Origin of the sequence: Pseudomonas sp. FP2196, from assembly GCF_030687715.1 — a bacterium.
GTDB lineage: Bacteria > Pseudomonadota > Gammaproteobacteria > Pseudomonadales > Pseudomonadaceae > Aquipseudomonas.
This window is the reverse complement of sequence record NZ_CP117445.1, coordinates 5792218-5808705: the sequence shown is the minus strand read 5'-3', so window position 1 is coordinate 5808705 and position 16488 is coordinate 5792218. Positions and strand designations below refer to the sequence as shown.

The 16488-nt window shown below is 61.8% G+C and carries 13 protein-coding genes; 6 read left to right on the top strand and 7 right to left on the bottom strand.

The genetic code is table 11. The features are described 5' to 3' along the window. Positions 1–34 precede the first annotated feature (34 nt). From PSH79_RS26080 to gshB, 7 genes are all read right to left on the bottom strand, one after another. Positions 35–1306, bottom strand: a complete 1272-nt coding sequence (locus tag PSH79_RS26080; protein WP_305440305.1) for a dihydroorotase — start codon at positions 1304–1306, stop codon at positions 35–37. After that, positions 1303–2307, bottom strand: coding sequence for an aspartate carbamoyltransferase catalytic subunit (locus PSH79_RS26075; protein WP_007913665.1), 1005 nt, complete (start codon positions 2305–2307; stop codon positions 1303–1305). The genes PSH79_RS26080 and PSH79_RS26075 overlap by 4 nt, the downstream gene beginning before the upstream one ends. 26 nt (positions 2308–2333) lie before the next feature. Further along, positions 2334–2840 carry a bifunctional pyr operon transcriptional regulator/uracil phosphoribosyltransferase PyrR gene (gene pyrR / locus PSH79_RS26070; protein ID WP_305440304.1) on the bottom strand — a complete coding sequence of 169 codons (507 nt, stop codon included), beginning with the start codon at positions 2838–2840 and terminating at the stop codon, positions 2334–2336. Between the two features lie 97 nt (positions 2841–2937). Then, positions 2938–3375, bottom strand: coding sequence for a Holliday junction resolvase RuvX (gene ruvX, locus PSH79_RS26065; protein ID WP_008077844.1), 438 nt, complete (start codon positions 3373–3375; stop codon positions 2938–2940). Then, on the bottom strand, positions 3375–3947 hold the full coding sequence (locus tag PSH79_RS26060) for a YqgE/AlgH family protein (protein ID WP_095186999.1): 573 nt from the start codon (positions 3945–3947) through the stop codon (positions 3375–3377). The genes ruvX and PSH79_RS26060 overlap by 1 nt, the downstream gene beginning before the upstream one ends. A gap of 134 nt (positions 3948–4081) precedes the next feature. Next, the gene (locus PSH79_RS26055; RefSeq protein ID WP_305440303.1) at positions 4082–4981 is read right to left on the bottom strand and encodes an energy transducer TonB; all 900 of its coding nucleotides are present in this window, start codon (positions 4979–4981) and stop codon (positions 4082–4084) included. A 107-nt stretch (positions 4982–5088) separates the two neighbouring features. Continuing rightward, a complete protein-coding gene (gene gshB, locus PSH79_RS26050; protein WP_305440302.1) occupies positions 5089–6060 on the bottom strand; it encodes a glutathione synthase in 972 nt (323 codons plus the stop codon). Positions 6061–6285: 225 nt separating this feature from the next. Between gshB and pilG the strand changes: the two genes are divergently transcribed. The 6 genes from pilG to PSH79_RS26020 all read left to right on the top strand — a co-directional run bounded on the left by pilG (position 6286) and on the right by PSH79_RS26020 (position 16374). Continuing rightward, complete coding sequence (gene pilG / locus PSH79_RS26045; RefSeq protein WP_305440300.1) at positions 6286–6690, top strand: twitching motility response regulator PilG; 405 nt, start codon at positions 6286–6288, stop codon at positions 6688–6690. Between the two features lie 60 nt (positions 6691–6750). Continuing rightward, on the top strand, positions 6751–7116 hold the full coding sequence (gene pilH / locus PSH79_RS26040; protein ID WP_027926574.1) for a twitching motility response regulator PilH: 366 nt from the start codon (positions 6751–6753) through the stop codon (positions 7114–7116). Positions 7117–7126: 10 nt separating this feature from the next. Then, on the top strand, positions 7127–7666 hold the full coding sequence (locus PSH79_RS26035) for a chemotaxis protein CheW (RefSeq protein WP_187679025.1): 540 nt from the start codon (positions 7127–7129) through the stop codon (positions 7664–7666). A gap of 260 nt (positions 7667–7926) precedes the next feature. Further along, on the top strand, positions 7927–9987 hold the full coding sequence (locus PSH79_RS26030; protein WP_305440299.1) for a methyl-accepting chemotaxis protein: 2061 nt from the start codon (positions 7927–7929) through the stop codon (positions 9985–9987). 11 nt (positions 9988–9998) lie between these two features. Beyond that, positions 9999–15911 carry an Hpt domain-containing protein gene (locus tag PSH79_RS26025; RefSeq protein ID WP_305440298.1) on the top strand — a complete coding sequence of 1971 codons (5913 nt, stop codon included), beginning with the start codon at positions 9999–10001 and terminating at the stop codon, positions 15909–15911. After that, positions 15904–16374 carry a chemotaxis protein CheW gene (locus PSH79_RS26020; protein ID WP_305440296.1) on the top strand — a complete coding sequence of 157 codons (471 nt, stop codon included), beginning with the start codon at positions 15904–15906 and terminating at the stop codon, positions 16372–16374. Before PSH79_RS26025 ends, PSH79_RS26020 begins: the two co-directional genes overlap by 8 nt. The last annotated feature ends 114 nt before the right edge of the window (positions 16375–16488 follow it).

The following is a 16488-nucleotide window of genomic DNA, read 5'->3' as shown; positions in this document are numbered from 1 at the left end:
TGTAGACGCTGCAGCAGGCTGCGATCTTTTGCTTTTAGGCCTGGTGGCTGATCCGCCCATCCACCAGGGTGTAACGAACCACACCCGGCAGGCTGTGCCCAAGGAACGGGCAGTTCTCACCCTTCGACAGCCAACCTTCACCGGCCACGGTGGATGCCTTCGGATCGAACAGCACGATATCCGCCGCACCCCCCACCGCCAGTTTGCCCGCCGGCAGGCGCAATGCCTCGGCCGGGCCTGCACTCAGGCGCGCCAGCAGTGTCGGCAGATCGAGCAGACCATCCTCTACCAGCGTCATCGCCAGTGGCAGCAACAGTTCAACACTGCTGATGCCCGGCTCGGTCGCGCCGAACGGTGCCAGTTTGGCATCACGCTCGTGGGGCTGGTGATGGCTGGAAATCGCCGAGACCACGCCGGACTTCACGGCTTCGCGCAGGGCATCGCGATCCGCGCGAGTGCGCAGTGGTGGCTGGACGTGATAGAGGCTGCTGAAGTCGATCAGCGCTTCGTCGGTCAGGATCAGTTGGTACAGGGCGACATCCGCCGTCACCTTCAGACCACGGGCCTGTGCCTGAGCGATCAGGGCCACGCCGCGAGCGCTGGTCAACTGGCTGAAGTGCGCGCGTACGCCGGTTTGCTCCACCAGCAGCAGATCACGGGCCAGCGCCACGGTTTCAGCGGTTTCCGGAATCCCTGGCAACCCGAGGAAACTGGCGACAGCGCCTTCGTGGGCCAGGCCACCTTCGGCGAGATCGTGATCCTGCGAGTTGAAGATCACGGTCAGGTCGAACGTCGCCGCATAGTCCAATGCCCGGCACAGGGTGCGGGTGTTGCGGAAACTCTCCAGACCGTTGCCGAACGCCACGCAACCAGCGTCACGCAGCGCAACCAGTTCGGCCAGTTGCTCACCGTCCAGACCTTTGCTCAGTGCGCCAATCGGGAACACCTTGGTGTTGCCGGCCTCGCGGGCGCGGTCGAGGATCAGTTCGGCCACGGCGGAGGTGTCGAGCACCGGTTTGGTTTTTGGCGGGCAGCACAGGCTGGTCACGCCACCGGCCGCTGCCGCGCGAGTCTCGCTGGCAATCGAGCCTTTGCGGCTGTAACCCGGTTCGCGCAGGGCAACGTTCAGATCGACCAGCCCCGGAGCGGCTACAAGGCCAGTGGCGTCGATGGTTTCGACTGCGCTGAAACCGGCCGGTGCCGCGCCGAGGGCGACGATTTTGCAGGCTTCAACGTGAATGTCGGTGATTTGATCCAGGCCGCTGCTTGGATCGATGACGCGGGCGCCGAGAATGCTGAGCTTCACTGGGCGTTCTCCTGCTCGAATTGGCGCTGGGCAGTCTGCCCGCTCATGGCCATGGACAACACAGCCATACGAATCGCGATGCCGTAGGTGACCTGATTGAGGATCACCGAGTGCGGGCCGTCGGCCACCGCCGACTCGATTTCCACGCCACGGTTGATCGGGCCCGGGTGCATGACGATGCAATCGGGCTTGGCCCCGGCCAGACGCGCGGTGGTCAGGCCGAACAGGCGGTAGAACTCACCTTCGCTCGGCAGCAGGCCGCCGGTCATGCGTTCACGCTGCAGGCGCAGCATGATCACCACGTCGACGTCTTTCAGGCCTTCGGTCATGTCGGTGTAGACCTTCACGCCGTACTGCTCGATGCCGATCGGCAGCAGCGTCTTCGGCGCGATCACGCGGATGTCCGGGCAGCCGAGGGTTTTCAGGGCGAGCATGTTTGAGCGCGCGACCCGCGAGTGCAGGATGTCGCCGACGATGGCCACCGAGAGGTTTTCGAAACCGCCCTTGTGCCGACGGATTGTCAGCATGTCGAGCATGCCCTGCGTCGGGTGCGCGTGACGGCCGTCGCCGCCGTTGATGATCGCCACTTGCGGACAGACGTGCTCGGCGATGAAGTGCGCGGCGCCGGAATCACCGTGGCGCACGACGAACATGTCGGCGGCCATGGCTTCAAGGTTGCGCAGGGTGTCGAGCAGCGTTTCACCTTTACTCGCCGACGAGGTCGACACGTTGAGGGTGATCACGTCCGCCGACAGCCGCTGGGCCGCCAGTTCGAAGGTGGTGCGGGTGCGCGTGGAGTTTTCGAAGAACACGTTGCACACGGTCTTGCCGCGCAGCAACGGGACTTTCTTCACGGCCCGGGCACCGACTTCGAGGAACGAGTCGGCAGTGTCGAGGATTTCCGTCAGCAACTCGCGGCGCAGGCCGTCGAGCGAGAGGAAGTGGCGCAGCTGGCCCTGATCATTGAGCTGCAGCGGGCGCTTGGTATCTAGAGGCGTCATCGCGAGGGGACTCTCAATAGGGCGGATTAAAGGGCAAAGTCTTGCAGTTCGAGCGTCAGCGGCTCGGGGCCGGACAGCTTCACGCGCTCGTGGGCGGCCAGCGACAGGGTCGCGCCCACCACGTTCGGGCGGATCGGCAACTCGCCGGCATCCAGGTCGAGCAGGCAGACCAGCGTCACGCTGGCCGGGCGGCCGTAGTCGAACAGTTCGTTCATGGCGGCGCGGATGGTACGGCCGCTCATCAGTACGTCGTCGATCAGCACCAGATGCTGGCCTTCGATCTCGAAGGGCAGGGCGGACGGGCGCACTTGCGGGTGCAGGCCGTTCTGGCTGAAGTCGTCGCGGTAGAAGGAAACATCCAGCGTGCCCAGCGGCGCGTCGCTGCCCAGTTCCTTGAGCAAGGCTTGCGCGACCCAGATACCGCCGGTGCGGATGCCGATGTAACGCGGTTCGCGGATATCACGCTGTGCAAGGTGCGCCTGGAGGCGTGTCGCCATCTGGCTGATCAGATCGGCGGGATTGGGCAGGCTCATGGTTGCTCCTTCTTCGACCCGTGCCGCGTCCTGCCGGACATGGCTGGGGATTTAGCCAAAAGAAAAGCGCCGTAGCGCTTTTCAGAATTAAATGCAGTCAGGATTCAAATAGTGCGGTGTTTTCGTCGAGCCAGCCCTGCAACAGCAGAGCGGCGGCGATGGCGTCCACCGGGTTGTCGCGGTAACTGCCTTTCTGGCCGCCACGTACCAGACGCTCGCCCTTGGCTTCGAAAGTGGTCAGGCGTTCGTCGTGGGTATAGAAAGGCACGTTGAAGCGGCCGTTGAGACGACGGGCGAACTTCTCGGCGCGCAGGCACATTTCGCTGGGCGTGCCGTCCATGTTCAGCGGCAGGCCGACGACGACGGCGTCGGGTTTCCATTCTTTTATAAGCGCTTCGACCTGGTTCCAGTCGGGCACGCCGTTCTGCGCTTTGAGGGTGCAGAGTTCGCGGGCCTGGCCGGTGATCACCTGGCCGACGGCAACGCCGATCTGTTTGGTGCCGTAGTCGAAGCCGAGAATCAGGCGCAGGGCCATCAGGCGTGCCCTGCCTGGCTGGTCAGCAGGTTGAGGTCGATCCCCAAGTGCCGGGCGGCCGCGTCCAGACGCAATTCGCTGCTGGTGTTGAACAGGATATCGGCGTCATACGGGCAAGTCAGCCAGGCGTTGTCAGCCATTTCGGCTTCCAGTTGCCCGGCTTCCCAGCCAGCGTAACCGAGGGCGATCAGGCTTTTTGCCGGGCCCACGCCGTCAGCGATGGCGAACAGCACGTCCTGCGAGGTGGACAAGGCCAGGTCGCCGTCAAGCTGGGCGGTGGCCTGGAAGGTCTTGCCCGCCGGGTGCAGGACAAAGCCGCGATCGGTTTGCACCGGGCCGCCGATGAAGATCGGCACATGCTGGCAGAGGCCCGGCGGATCGATGTCCGGGCGCAATTGCTCGAGGATGTCAGCCAGATTCAGCTCTTGCGGCCTGTTGACCACGATCCCCATGGCGCCATTGGCCGTGTGCTCGACGATGTAGGTCAAGGTGTGGGCAAAGTTCGGGTCGGCCATGTGTGGCATGGCGATCAGGAAGTGATGCTTGAGGTAGCTGGGGCTGACGTTTTTCATGTGCGCTAGTGTGGCGTTCGGGGGGCGAACTGACAAGCTGAAGCCGCCAAAAGATCGCAGCCTTCGGCAGCTCCTACATGTGAATGCAGGCCAATGTAGGAGCTGCCGAAGGCTGCGATCTTTTGATCTTGCCCTTAATTGCTGGAGAGTTTGTCGCCCCGGGCAAATTTCCAGGTGCGGATGATTTCCAGTCGGTCGATATCCGACAGATCACCGGTAAACGGTGCAAATGGCGCCGCCAGTCGGACGATGCGCTGCGCCGCCTGATCCAGCAGCGGCTGGCCCGACGATTCCAGCACCAGCACTTCATACAGCGAGCCATCGCGGTTGATCGAGACCATCAGGCGCAAATTGCCATAGATCTGCTTGCGCCGTGCTTCTTCCGGATAATTCAGGTTGCCGATGCGCTCGACCTTCTTGCGCCAGTCATCCTTGTACCAGGCGCCCTTGTCGCGCATGGTCGACGCCGCGCTCAAGCGGTGAATGCGCGGGCGCTTGGCGTACAGCTGTTGTTCCTTGGCCAGTTCCGCTTCGAGGCTGGCGATGTCGCTGGACAACTGCGAGCTGTCGAACTCAGGCGCGTCGACGGTCGGTTTGACCTCGGTCCTGGTTTCTTCTTTCTTGGTCGGGGCTTTTTTCGGTTTGGGCGCGACAGTCGTCACCGCAGCCTTGGGCGCGGCGTCCTGTACTTCCGGCTTCGCGGCTGGCGGCGGGGTGACCTTTTTGACTTGATTGTCCTGGAACGGCGCGACCTCGGTAGTCTTCGGGATCGCCTTCTTGTCCAGCGTACCGCTGCCTTCCTGATGTTCCTGCGCGAGGAAGTCAGCCTTCTCGGGTTTCTTTTCGCTCTTGAAGGTGGCGAGGGTGATTTCCAGGGTTTTGCTGATCTGCTTGGGCTCGACCATGGTGAAGCCGACGCCCAGCAGCAGCGCCAAGTGAATCAGCGCTGCGAGAAACAGGGTAAATCCGAGGCGATCGGCCGGGCGCACGCCACGATGGGCGAGTTCTGCGGGCAGATCGGACGGGAGGGTCATGACAAGAAAACCAACATCGCGCTTTTCAGAGGCTGCGCATGATAACGCAATGTTGGTTTCACGCCTTGGGCTTCACGCTTCAAGCGACAGACTGCATGTGACGCACATCAAGCTTGCGGCTTTTTGCCGGCGGCTTGCAGCTTCTTGTCGATCGCGTCCATCAGCATGCCGCCGATGTCGGTGCCGAAAGCGTTGTCGATTTCACGGATGCAGGTCGGGCTGGTGACGTTGATTTCGGTCAGACTCTCGCCGATCACGTCGAGGCCCACGAACAGGAGACCTTTTTCACGCAAGGTCGGGCCGACCTGAGCGGCGATCCAGCGATCCTTGTCAGTCAGTGGACGCGCTTCACCCCGACCACCGGCCGCGAGGTTGCCACGGGTTTCGCCCTGGGCCGGAATCCGCGCCAGGCAGTAGTCCACCGGCTCGCCGTCGATCATCAGGATGCGTTTGTCGCCGTCCTTGATCGCCGGCAGGTAGGCCTGGCCCATGATCTGCTGGCCGCCGAGGGCCGTCAGGGTTTCGAGAATCACCGACAGGTTCGGATCGCCGGCACGGTGACGGAAGATCGAGGTGCCGCCCATGCCGTCCAGCGGCTTGAGGATCACGTCGCCATGTTTGGCAGCGAACTCGCGCAGCACGTCGGCGCGGCGGCTGACGATGGTCGGCGGTGTGCACTGCGGGAACAGCGTGGCGAACAGCTTTTCATTGCAGTCGCGCAGGCTCTGCGGTTTGTTGACTACCAGCACGCCGGCGGTTTCGGCCTGTTCGAGCAGGTAGGTGGAGTAGACGAACTCCATGTCGAACGGTGGATCCTTGCGCATCAGGATCACATCCAGATCGCTCAGCAGGTTGTCCTGCTCGGCGTCCAGTTCGAACCATTTTTCCGGATTGGCGAAGACTTGCAGCGGCTTCATCCGCGCCCGTGCCTGACCTTCGGCCTGATACAGGTCGCGCTGCTCCATATAGAACAGTTCCCAGCCGCGCTTCTGCGCAGCCAGCAGCATGGCCAGCGAGCTATCCTTTTTATAGGAAATGCTGGCGATAGGGTCCATGACAATCCCGACGCGAACGCTCATTGGGTTTTCCTCGAAAATTGGCTACCGGATCGGTATGAAAAAAGTGCCGCCAGAGTGGCGCCGGGCGGGTTTGCGGTCAAGGGAAAACCCGTCGATAGATTGCATCTGGAGACTGTGCTAAAAAGGCTGCCATGCAGTGCTGGCCCTTGAACATCAAGGGTTTCCAGCCATTACTCATCGCAAAACGGACAATTTGATTCGCAAAGGCGACGGTAGAGCCCTCTTATGGAACAGCAGTCCAGCGCCTTGAAGGTCATGGTGATCGACGACTCGAAAACGATTCGCCGCACCGCCGAAACCCTGTTGAAAAATGTGGGGTGCGAAGTCATCACGGCGATCGACGGTTTCGACGCATTGGCGAAGATCGTCGACAACCATCCCGGCATCATCTTTGTCGACATCATGATGCCGCGTCTGGATGGTTATCAGACCTGCGCTTTAATCAAGAACAACAGCGCGTTCAAGACAACGCCCGTGATCATGCTGTCGTCCCGGGACGGGTTGTTCGACAAGGCCAAAGGGCGGATTGTCGGTTCTGATCAATTTTTGACCAAGCCTTTCAGCAAGGAAGAACTGCTCAGCGCTATTCAGGCCCATGTTCCGGGCTTCGCCGCCGCTTTGCCGCAGTAAGACACGTACAGTGACGCTCGGCCAGCGGGCCGGATGTCGACAAGAAAAATGGGGAAAACCATGGCACGTATCCTGATCGTCGATGATTCGCCGACTGAAATGTACAAACTGACCGGCATGCTGGAAAAGCATGGCCATGAAGTGCTGAAAGCCGAAAATGGCGCCGACGGCGTTGCCCTGGCCCGTCAGGAAAAACCCGACGCGGTGCTGATGGACATTGTCATGCCCGGCCTCAATGGCTTTCAGGCGACCCGTCAGTTGACCAAGGACCCGGACACCGGGCACATCCCGGTGATCATCATCACCACCAAGGATCAGGAAACCGACAAGGTCTGGGGCACTCGCCAGGGCGCCAAGGACTACCTGACCAAACCGGTCGACGAAGAGACCCTGATCAAGACTCTGAACAACGTGCTTGCCGGTTGATCGCACGGCCATGAGTGAATCGCTGACCGCGTTCGAACTGCTCTGGCAGATTGACCAGCGCTGCCGCTTGCTCGCGGCCGACCTGCCATCGCAACCGGCGCGTCAGGATCGCTGGAGCGGTATCGGTTTTCGCCTCGGCGAACACTGGTATGTCGCGCCGATGGGCGAAGTCAGCGAAGTGCTGCACGAACCGCGCTGCACTCAGTTGCCTGGGGTCAAGCCCTGGGTCAAAGGGGTGGCTAACCTGCGTGGGCGGCTGCTGCCGATCATGGATCTGTGCGGTTTCTTCGGGCATGAGCTTTCACCGCTTCGCAAGCAGCGGCGGGTATTGGTGGTGGAACATGGCGACGTGTTTGCCGGGCTGATGGTCGATGAGGTCTTCGGCCTGCAGCATTTCGAGCAAGACAGCTTTGAACCGTTGTCGATCAGCAAGCGCCAGGGTTCCAAAGCCGAGTTCGTCAAAGGGTATTTCCGGCGTGAGCAGAACTGGCGGGTGTTCAGTTTGTTTGCGCTGGCCAAATCCCCGGTATTCATGAGCGTAGCGATATAAACGCAACAACAGAGAACCCATTGTGGGAATGGGCCATGTGATGGTGGGGTTCTGTGGCGAAGGAAACCTGTGGCGAGGGGATTTACCCCCGATGGGTCGCGCAGCGGCCCCAAGATTCGAGCTGTATCAAATACATCTTGAATGCAGGTTCTGGGTTGGCTTCGCCAACCATCGGGGATAAATCCCCTCGCCACAAAACTCCTTTATCCCAAGACTGGCTCCCACAGGTTCTTCGGTGAGCTTCAAACAGGCGAGGACCGATGACAAAAGCAAAAACAGGCAAGCCGGCGGAAGGATCGCGCAGTCGCTCGCAGATCATCGTGCTGTTCATCGCACTGATCGTGTTCATCATGCTGCTGTTCGCCAACTTCGCTTACCTCAATACCCAGGCGAACTACGACAAACAGTACATCGGCCACGCCGGTGAGCTGCGCGTGCTGTCGCAACGTATCGCAAAAAACGCCACCGAAGCTGCTGCCGGCAAGGCTGCCGCGTTCAAGTTGCTCAGCGATGCGCGCAACGATTTCGCCCAGCGCTGGGGTTACCTGAAGAAGGGCGATCCGACCACCGGCCTGCCCCCGGCGCCGTCCACCGTGCGCCCGGAAATGCGCGCCGTGCAGCTCGACTGGGAACGCTTGCTTAAAAACACCGATGCCATTCTCTCCAGCGAACAGACCGTGCTGTCGCTGCATCAGGTCGCCGCGACCCTGGCCGAAACCGTGCCACAGTTGCAGATCGAATACGAAAAAGTCGTCGAGATCCTCCTCCAGCGTGGCGCTCCGGCGGCGCAAGTGGCGATGGCCCAGCGTCAATCGTTGCTGGCCGAACGCATCCTCGGCGCGGTGAACACTGTGCTGGCCGGCGATGAGAATTCGCAGCAGGCCGCCGATGCGTTTGGCCGCGATGCCACGCGTTTCGGCCAGGTGCTCAACGGCATGCTTCAGGGCAATCCGGCATTGAGGATCAGTCAGGTCGAAGACCGTGATGCCCGCGCGCGCCTGAGTGAGATTTCCGAGCTGTTCCAGTTCGTTTCCGGCTCTGTCGATGAAATCCTCGAAACCTCGCCGGAGCTGTTCAAGGTTCGCGAGTCGGCCAGCAACATCTTCAACCTCTCGCAAACCCTGCTCGACGAAGCCTCGCACCTGGCCAACCGTTTCGAAAACCTCGCGGGTGGCCGTAACACCGACACCATTGGCGGCTATGTGCTCGGCTTGCTGGCGCTGGCCTCTATCATCCTGATCGGTCTGGTGATGGTGCGTGAGACCAATCGACAGCTGCGCGAAACGGCGGAAAAGAACGAGCGCAACCAGAACGCGATCATGCGCCTGCTCGATGAAATCGAGGATCTGGCCGACGGCGACCTCACCGTGACCGCCTCGGTGACTGAAGACTTCACTGGCACCATCGCCGACTCGATCAACTATTCCGTCGATCAATTGCGCGATCTGGTGGCGACCATCAACCTCACCGCCGGCCAGGTCGCGGCGGCCGTGCAGGAAACCCAGGCCACCGCCATGCACCTGGCCCAAGCCTCGGAGCATCAGGCCCAGCAGATTTCCGAAGCCTCGACCGCGATCAACGACATGGCCCAGTCCATCGATCAGGTCTCGGCCAACGCTGCCGAGTCGTCGGCGGTAGCGGAGCGTTCCGTGGAAATCGCCAACAAAGGCAACGAGGTGGTGCACAACACCATCCACGGCATGGACAACATTCGCGAACAGATTCAAGACACTGCCAAACGCATCAAGCGTCTCGGCGAGTCGTCTCAGGAAATCGGCGATATCGTCAGCCTGATCGACGACATTGCCGACCAGACCAACATCCTCGCCCTCAACGCCGCGATTCAGGCGTCGATGGCCGGCGATGCCGGGCGCGGTTTTGCCGTGGTCGCCGACGAAGTACAACGGCTGGCCGAGCGCTCGTCCGCCGCCACCCGGCAGATCGAAACGCTGGTGCGGGCGATCCAGACCGACACCAACGAAGCGGTGATCTCCATGGAGCAGACCACCACCGAAGTGGTGCGCGGCGCGCGGCTGGCGCAGGATGCCGGAGTGGCCCTGGAAGAAATCGAAGGTGTATCGAAGACCCTTGCGGCGCTGATTCAGAGCATCTCCAACGCGGCGCAGCAGCAGACGACGTCGGCCGGGCAGATCTCGCTGACGATGAACGTGATCCAGCAGATCACCACGCAAACGTCGTCGGGCTCCACGGCCACCGCCGAGAGCATCGGCAACCTGACGAAAATGGCCAGTCAGTTGCGTCGTTCGGTGTCAGGTTTCACCTTGCCGGCGGCGTCCGCGTCGGCGACGGATAAAGTGTGATTGGAGCGGTTATGGGTGATCGCCACGACTACGTGGCCCTCGAGTGGGTCAAAGGCGAAATTGCCGAAACGCTGAAACTGGCGCATCAGGCGATTGAAGCCGTGCTCGATGATCCGCACACATCCGGCGGGCTGGACCAGTGCCTGGCGTATATCCATCAGGTTCACGGCAGCCTGCAGATGGTCGAGTTCTACGGTGCGGCATTACTGGCCGAAGAGATGGAACATCTGGTCGAAGCCTTGCAGCAGGGTCGCGTCAGCCATCGCGACGAAGCCCTGCACTTGCTGCTGCAAGCCCTTGGACAGTTGCCGATTTACCTCGATCGCGTGCAGAGCGCCCGCCGTGATTTGCCACTGGTGGTGCTGCCGCTGCTCAACGATTTGCGCAGTGCTCGCGGCGAAAGCCTGCTGTCGGAAACCAGTCTGTTCAGCCCACAGCTGCCCGAACTGCCGCCGCTTGGCGAGGAAACGCTGGCGCTACTGGAGCCGGCAGAGCTGCCGAATGTGCTGCGCAAGTTGCGCCAGATGCTGCAAATGGCGCTGGTCGGTTTGCTGCGTGAGCAGGATGACCAGACGCACCTGGCTTATCTGGCGAAAGTCTTCACCCGCCTCGAAGCGCTGAGCGGTGACGCCCCGTTAAGTCCGTTGTGGCAGGTCGCATCCGCCTTGGTCGAAGGCATGCGCGAAGGCGTGATCGCCAACAGCCCGGCCTTGCGCAGCCTGCTCAAGGATGCCGACAAGGAACTCAAACGCTTGCTCGAACAAGGCATGGCCGGCCTCAATCAGCCGCCCCCGCCGGAGCTTCTGAAAAGCCTGTTGTTCTATATTGCCAAAGCCGAACATCCCACCAGGCAGATGCTGACCATGAAAGATCGCTACTCCCTGGACGACGCCTTACCCGACAGCGCGATGGTCGACGAAGAACGCGCGCGCCTGGCCGGCCCCGACCGCGATGCGATGCGCTCGGTGCTGGCGGCATTGTGCGAAGAGCTGGTGCGGGTCAAGGAACGCCTCGACCTGTTCGTGCGCAGCGACCGCCAACATACGTCGGACCTGGAAAGCCTGCTGGCGCCGTTGCGGCAGATCGCCGACACCCTCGCGGTGCTCGGTTTCGGCCAGCCTCGCAAGGTCATCATCGATCAACTGGCGGTGGTTCTGAGCATCGCCCAAGGCCAGCGCGAACCCAACGACGCGATCCTGATGGACGTCGCCGGCGCCTTGCTCTACGTCGAAGCGACACTCGCGGGGATGGTCGGCACCGTCGAGCCAGAAAGCCCCGAAGACTCGCGCCTGCCGACCACCGACCTGACGCAGATCCACCAGATCGTCATCAAGGAAGCGCGCATCTGCCTGCAACAGGCCAAGGACATGATCGTCGACTACATCGACGCCGATTGGGATCGCCAGCTACTGCAACCGTTGCCGGCGCTGCTGACTCAGGTACGCGGTGCGCTGGCGATGATTGCGCTGAGTCGTGCGGCGAATCTGGTCGAGGCCTGCAACGGGTTCATCCGCGAACACTTGCTGCTCGACCCGCACGAACCGGGCTGGCAGCAACTGGACAACCTCGCCGACGTGATCACCAGTCTTGAGTATTACCTTGAACGCTTGAGCGATGATCCGCAGGCGCCCAGCGAACAACTGCTGGACGTTGCGCAGAAGAGCCTCGCCAGTCTTGGCTTCTTTCCCAGCGAACAGCCCGGCGAGCCACATGTGCCGGTGCTTGACGACGTGCTCAGCCCCAACGAAGCGCGGGTGATGCAAGACCTGCAGGCGCTCGACGACCCGCAAATCGTCCAGTCGCTGGCCGATGTGTTGGCCAGCCCGGTCTCGGCGATCAACCCGCCCGCGGTGGTCACGCCCGGCAGCCTGGTGCCGCCGCCGCCCGATGAAGAGCCGGTGGACGATGAACTGCGCGAAGTGTTCCTCGAAGAGACCGATGAGGTACTTGAGGTTCTCCACGAATACCTGCCGCGCTGGACGGCCAATCCACAGGATCGCGGCGCACTGACCGAACTGCGCCGTGCCTTCCACACCTTGAAGGGCAGCGGGCGCATGGTGCGCGCGCTGATCCTCGGTGAACTGGCCTGGGCGGTGGAGAACCTGCTCAATCGCGTGCTGGAACAAAGCGTCGAACCCGGCTCCGTGGTGCCGCAACTACTCACCGACACGGTGTTGCTGCTGCCGGAACTGGTCAGCGAATTCGCCACCAACAGCCAGCGTCAGCGCAGCGATGTCGATCAACTCGCCGCTCGCGCCCACGCCTTGGCCAAGGGCGACCAACCATTGGCGGCCGAAGATGTGGAAGATGTCGCGGCGCTTGATCCGCTGTTGCTGGAAATCTTCCGCAACGAAGCCGAAACCCATCTCGCCAGCCTCAACCGCTTCCTCGATCAAGCCGCCGAGCATGTGCCGCTGCCGGCCAGCGATGAGTTGCAGCGCGCCTTGCACACCCTCAAGGGCAGCGCGTCGATGGCCGGTGTGTTGCCGATTGCCGAGCTGGCCGCATCGCTCGATCAATTGGCCCGCGAGTTCAAGGCCCACCAATTGCCGCTGGATCTCGATGAAGTGGAATTGCTGCTCGAAGCCGAGGGCCTGTTCCGCGTTGGTTTGCGCCAACTCAAGCACGATCCGCTGGCGCCGATCGTCGGCGCGCAGTCGCTGATCAAACGCACGGGCGAGTTGCTCGCCGAGCGACTGGAATCGATCCTCAATACGCCGAGCAGCGGCCTGCGCGTCAAGCGCGATCCGCAACTGCTCAATAACTTCCTTGCCCAGGGCATGGACATCCTGCTCGATGCGGAAAACCTTTTGCAGCGCTGGCAGCAGCATCCCGGCGAACGCCAGGAACTCAGCGCGCTATTGGATGAACTGACCACCCTTGGCGAAGGCGCGCACTTGGCGGATCTGCTGCCGGTGGATGTTCTGTGCGAAGCCTTGCTCGATCTCTATGGCGCCGTGGAAGAAAGCAGTCTTGCGGTCAGCGACCGGTTTTTCCAGGAAGCGCAGCACGCCCACGAAGCGCTGATCAACATGCTCGACGAACTGGCCGCCGGCCAGGAAGTCACGCCGCAGCCTGCGCGGATTCGGGCGTTGCATGACCTGCTTGACGAGAGTCTCGATCCGTCGTCGATGGGCCTCATTCGCAGCGACGGTAGCCGCACCTTGAGCATCCGCGAATTGGGTGCTGCAACCGCTGAGCTTTCACAGAAGGCCGTCACTTCAGAGCCCGACGACGAGATCGTCGAGATCTTTCTCGAAGAGGCGGTGGATATTCTCGACAGCGCCGGGCAAGCCTTGCAGCGTTGGCTGAGCGACGCGAACAATGTCGCGCCGCTGTCGTCGTTACAGCGGGATTTGCACACCCTCAAGGGGGGCGCGCGAATGGCCGAAGTCGAGGCCATTGGGGATCTGGCCCAAGAACTGGAAAGTCTCTACGAAGGTCTGGCGGATCGGCGCTATAGCTACAGCGAAGCGCTTGGTTGCTTGCTGCACAAGAGCCATGACCGTTTGGCGCTGTTGCTTGAACAGCTGCAGAACCATCAGCCGTTGAACCCGGCGCATGAGCTGATCGAGGCAATCCGGCAGTTCCGTCAGGGCGCGTCTGGCAGCACTGAAACGGCGCAACCGCCAGTTGATCATGAAGGCGTCGGGCACGATCCCGAATTGCTGGAGATTTTCCTCGAAGAAGGTTTCGACATCATCGAGAACTCCGGCGCCGCGCTGCTGCGCTGGCAGGCCGAACCGGGCAATCGGCAGGAAGTGGAAACCCTGCTGCGCGATCTGCACACCCTCAAGGGCGGCGCGCGGATGGTCGAGATCGGCCCGATCGGCGACCTCGCCCATGAGTTGGAATACCTTTACGAAAGTCTCTCCGCCGGCTCGCTGCAAGCGTCTGGCGAATTGTTCGCGCTGGTGCAGCGCGGCCATGACCGACTGGCGCAAATGCTCGATGGCGTGCGCGCCGGGCAACCGTGTCCGCCAGCGGATCGGCTGATCAATGCGATCCAGAACTTCAGCCATCCCGTGACGCCTGAAGCGCCACCGTTGTTGCCTCTGCCGGTTAAGACCGAAACCGCGCCTGCGGCCGCCGAGGCCGGCGCGGACATGGTCAAGGTCTCCGCCGAACTGCTCGACGAACTGGTCAATCTGGCCGGCGAAACCTCGATCTTCCGTGGCCGCATCGAACAGCAAGTCAACGACGCGCAAGTCGCGCTGAACGAGATGGAAACCACCATCGAGCGCATGCGTGATCAGTTGCGCCGCCTCGATACGGAAACCCAGGGGCGCATCCTCAGCCGCCAGCAAGTCGATGGCGAACGTCTCGGCTACGAGGAATTCGATCCGCTGGAAATGGACCGCCATTCGCAGTTGCAGCAACTGTCGCGGGCGCTGTTCGAATCCGCCTCCGACCTGCTCGACCTCAAGGAAACCCTCGACCGCCGCAACCACGACGCCGAGAACCTGCTGCAACAACAAGGGCGGATCAACACTGAATTGCAGGAAGGCTTGATGCGCTCGCGCATGGTGCCGTTCGAACGGATGTTGCCGCGCCTCAAACGTATCGTCCGTCAGGTCGCCGAAGAGTTGAACAAAGACGTCGCCTTCGTCATCGGCAACGCTGAGGGCGAAATGGATCGTAACGTGCTGGAGCGCATGGCGGCACCGCTGGAACACATGCTGCGCAACGCCGTCGACCATGGCCTGGAGGCTGCTGAAGTGCGTCTGGCTGCGGGCAAACCGGCGCAGGGCACGATCACGCTGGACCTGTCCCGCGAGGGCGGCGACATCGTTTTCGACATCCGCGACGACGGCGCCGGTGTGCCGCTGGAAGCGGTGCGGAACAAGGCAATCAAACGTGGCTTGCTGGCGCCGGACGCCGAAATCAGCGACCGCGATGTGTTGCAGTTCATCCTCCAGCCGGGGTTTTCCACCGCCGAAAAAATCACCCAGATTTCCGGGCGTGGCGTCGGCATGGACGTGGTGCATGAAGAAGTCCGCCAGTTGGGCGGCAGCATGAGCATCGACTCGGTACCGGGGCAGGGCGTGCATTTCCGCATTCGCCTGCCGTTCACCGTGTCGGTCAACCGTGCGTTGATGGTGCAGTGTGGTGAGGACCAATACGCGATTCCGCTGAACACCATCGACGGCATCGTGCGCGTGCTGCCGAATGATCTGGATGGGCATTTCCGTCTCGATCCGCCGAGCTATCAATACGGCGGCCAACGTTATGAGTTGTGCTATCTGGGCGAACTGTTGAAAACCTCATCGCGGCCAAAACTGCTGGGCCAGAGCCTGCCGTTGCCGGTGCTGTTGGTGCAGTACAACGACCGGCGCATCGCGGTGCAGGTCGACACCATGGCCGGGACGCGCGAGATCGTGGTCAAAAGCCTCGGCGCGCAATTCGCGGCGGTACAGGGCGTGTCCGGCGCGACGATTCTCGGCGATGGCCGGGTGGTGCTGATTCTGGATCTGCTGGCGCCGATCCGCGCGATGCAGGCGCGGGTTGCCCAGCATCCGATTCAGCCGGACATCGACAGCGAACCGCAGAAACCACTGCTGGTGATGGTGGTCGATGACTCGGTCACCGTGCGCAAGGTCACCAGCCGTTTACTCGAACGCCACGGCATGAACGTGCTGACCGCCAAGGACGGTGTCGACGCCATGCTGCTGCTGGAAGAACACATGCCCGACCTGATGCTGCTCGACATCGAAATGCCGCGCATGGACGGCTTCGAAGTCGCCACCCAAGTGCGCAACGACGAACGCCTGCAACACCTGCCGATCATCATGATCACCTCGCGCACCGGGCAAAAACACCGCGACCGCGCCATGGCCATCGGCGTGAACGATTACCTCGGCAAGCCGTATCAGGAATCGGTACTGCTCGAAAGCATTGCCCTCTGGAGCAAGAAACATGCATGAGCGCCGCCACAACGCGCGCACCAGCCAACTCACTGGCCTGCTACTGCCGCTGGCGGATCGCAACCTGATCCTGCCCAACGTGGCGGTGGCCGAGCTGATCGACTATCAGGCCAGCGCTTTCGATCTGGATACACCGCCGTGGTATCTGGGGCGCGTCATGTGGCGCGAGCGACAGATTCCGTTGCTGAGCTTCGAATCGGCGTGCGGGCAGAAAGTGGTGATTGGCGAGCGAGCGCGGATCGTGATTCTCAATGCGCTGGGTGGCTTGCCGCAGCTGAAGTTCATTGCGCTGCTGGTGCAGGGGATTCCACGCTCATACAAGCTCGACAGTCAGTTGAGCTATGTCGATGTGCCGTTGTGTGCGCTGGAGCAGGCGGCGGTGCAGGTCGGAGAGCAGGTGGCGAAGGTGCCGGATTTGTTGGGATTGGAGAAATTGTTGGTGGATGCAGGACTTATCCACTGATCCAGAGCTTTCAGTGAGTTCACAGGCCCCATCGCTGGCAAGCCAGCTCCCACAGTGTCCGAGTTGTATTTGAATCTTGTGAACCCCACGAAACCCTGTGGGAGCTGGCTTGCC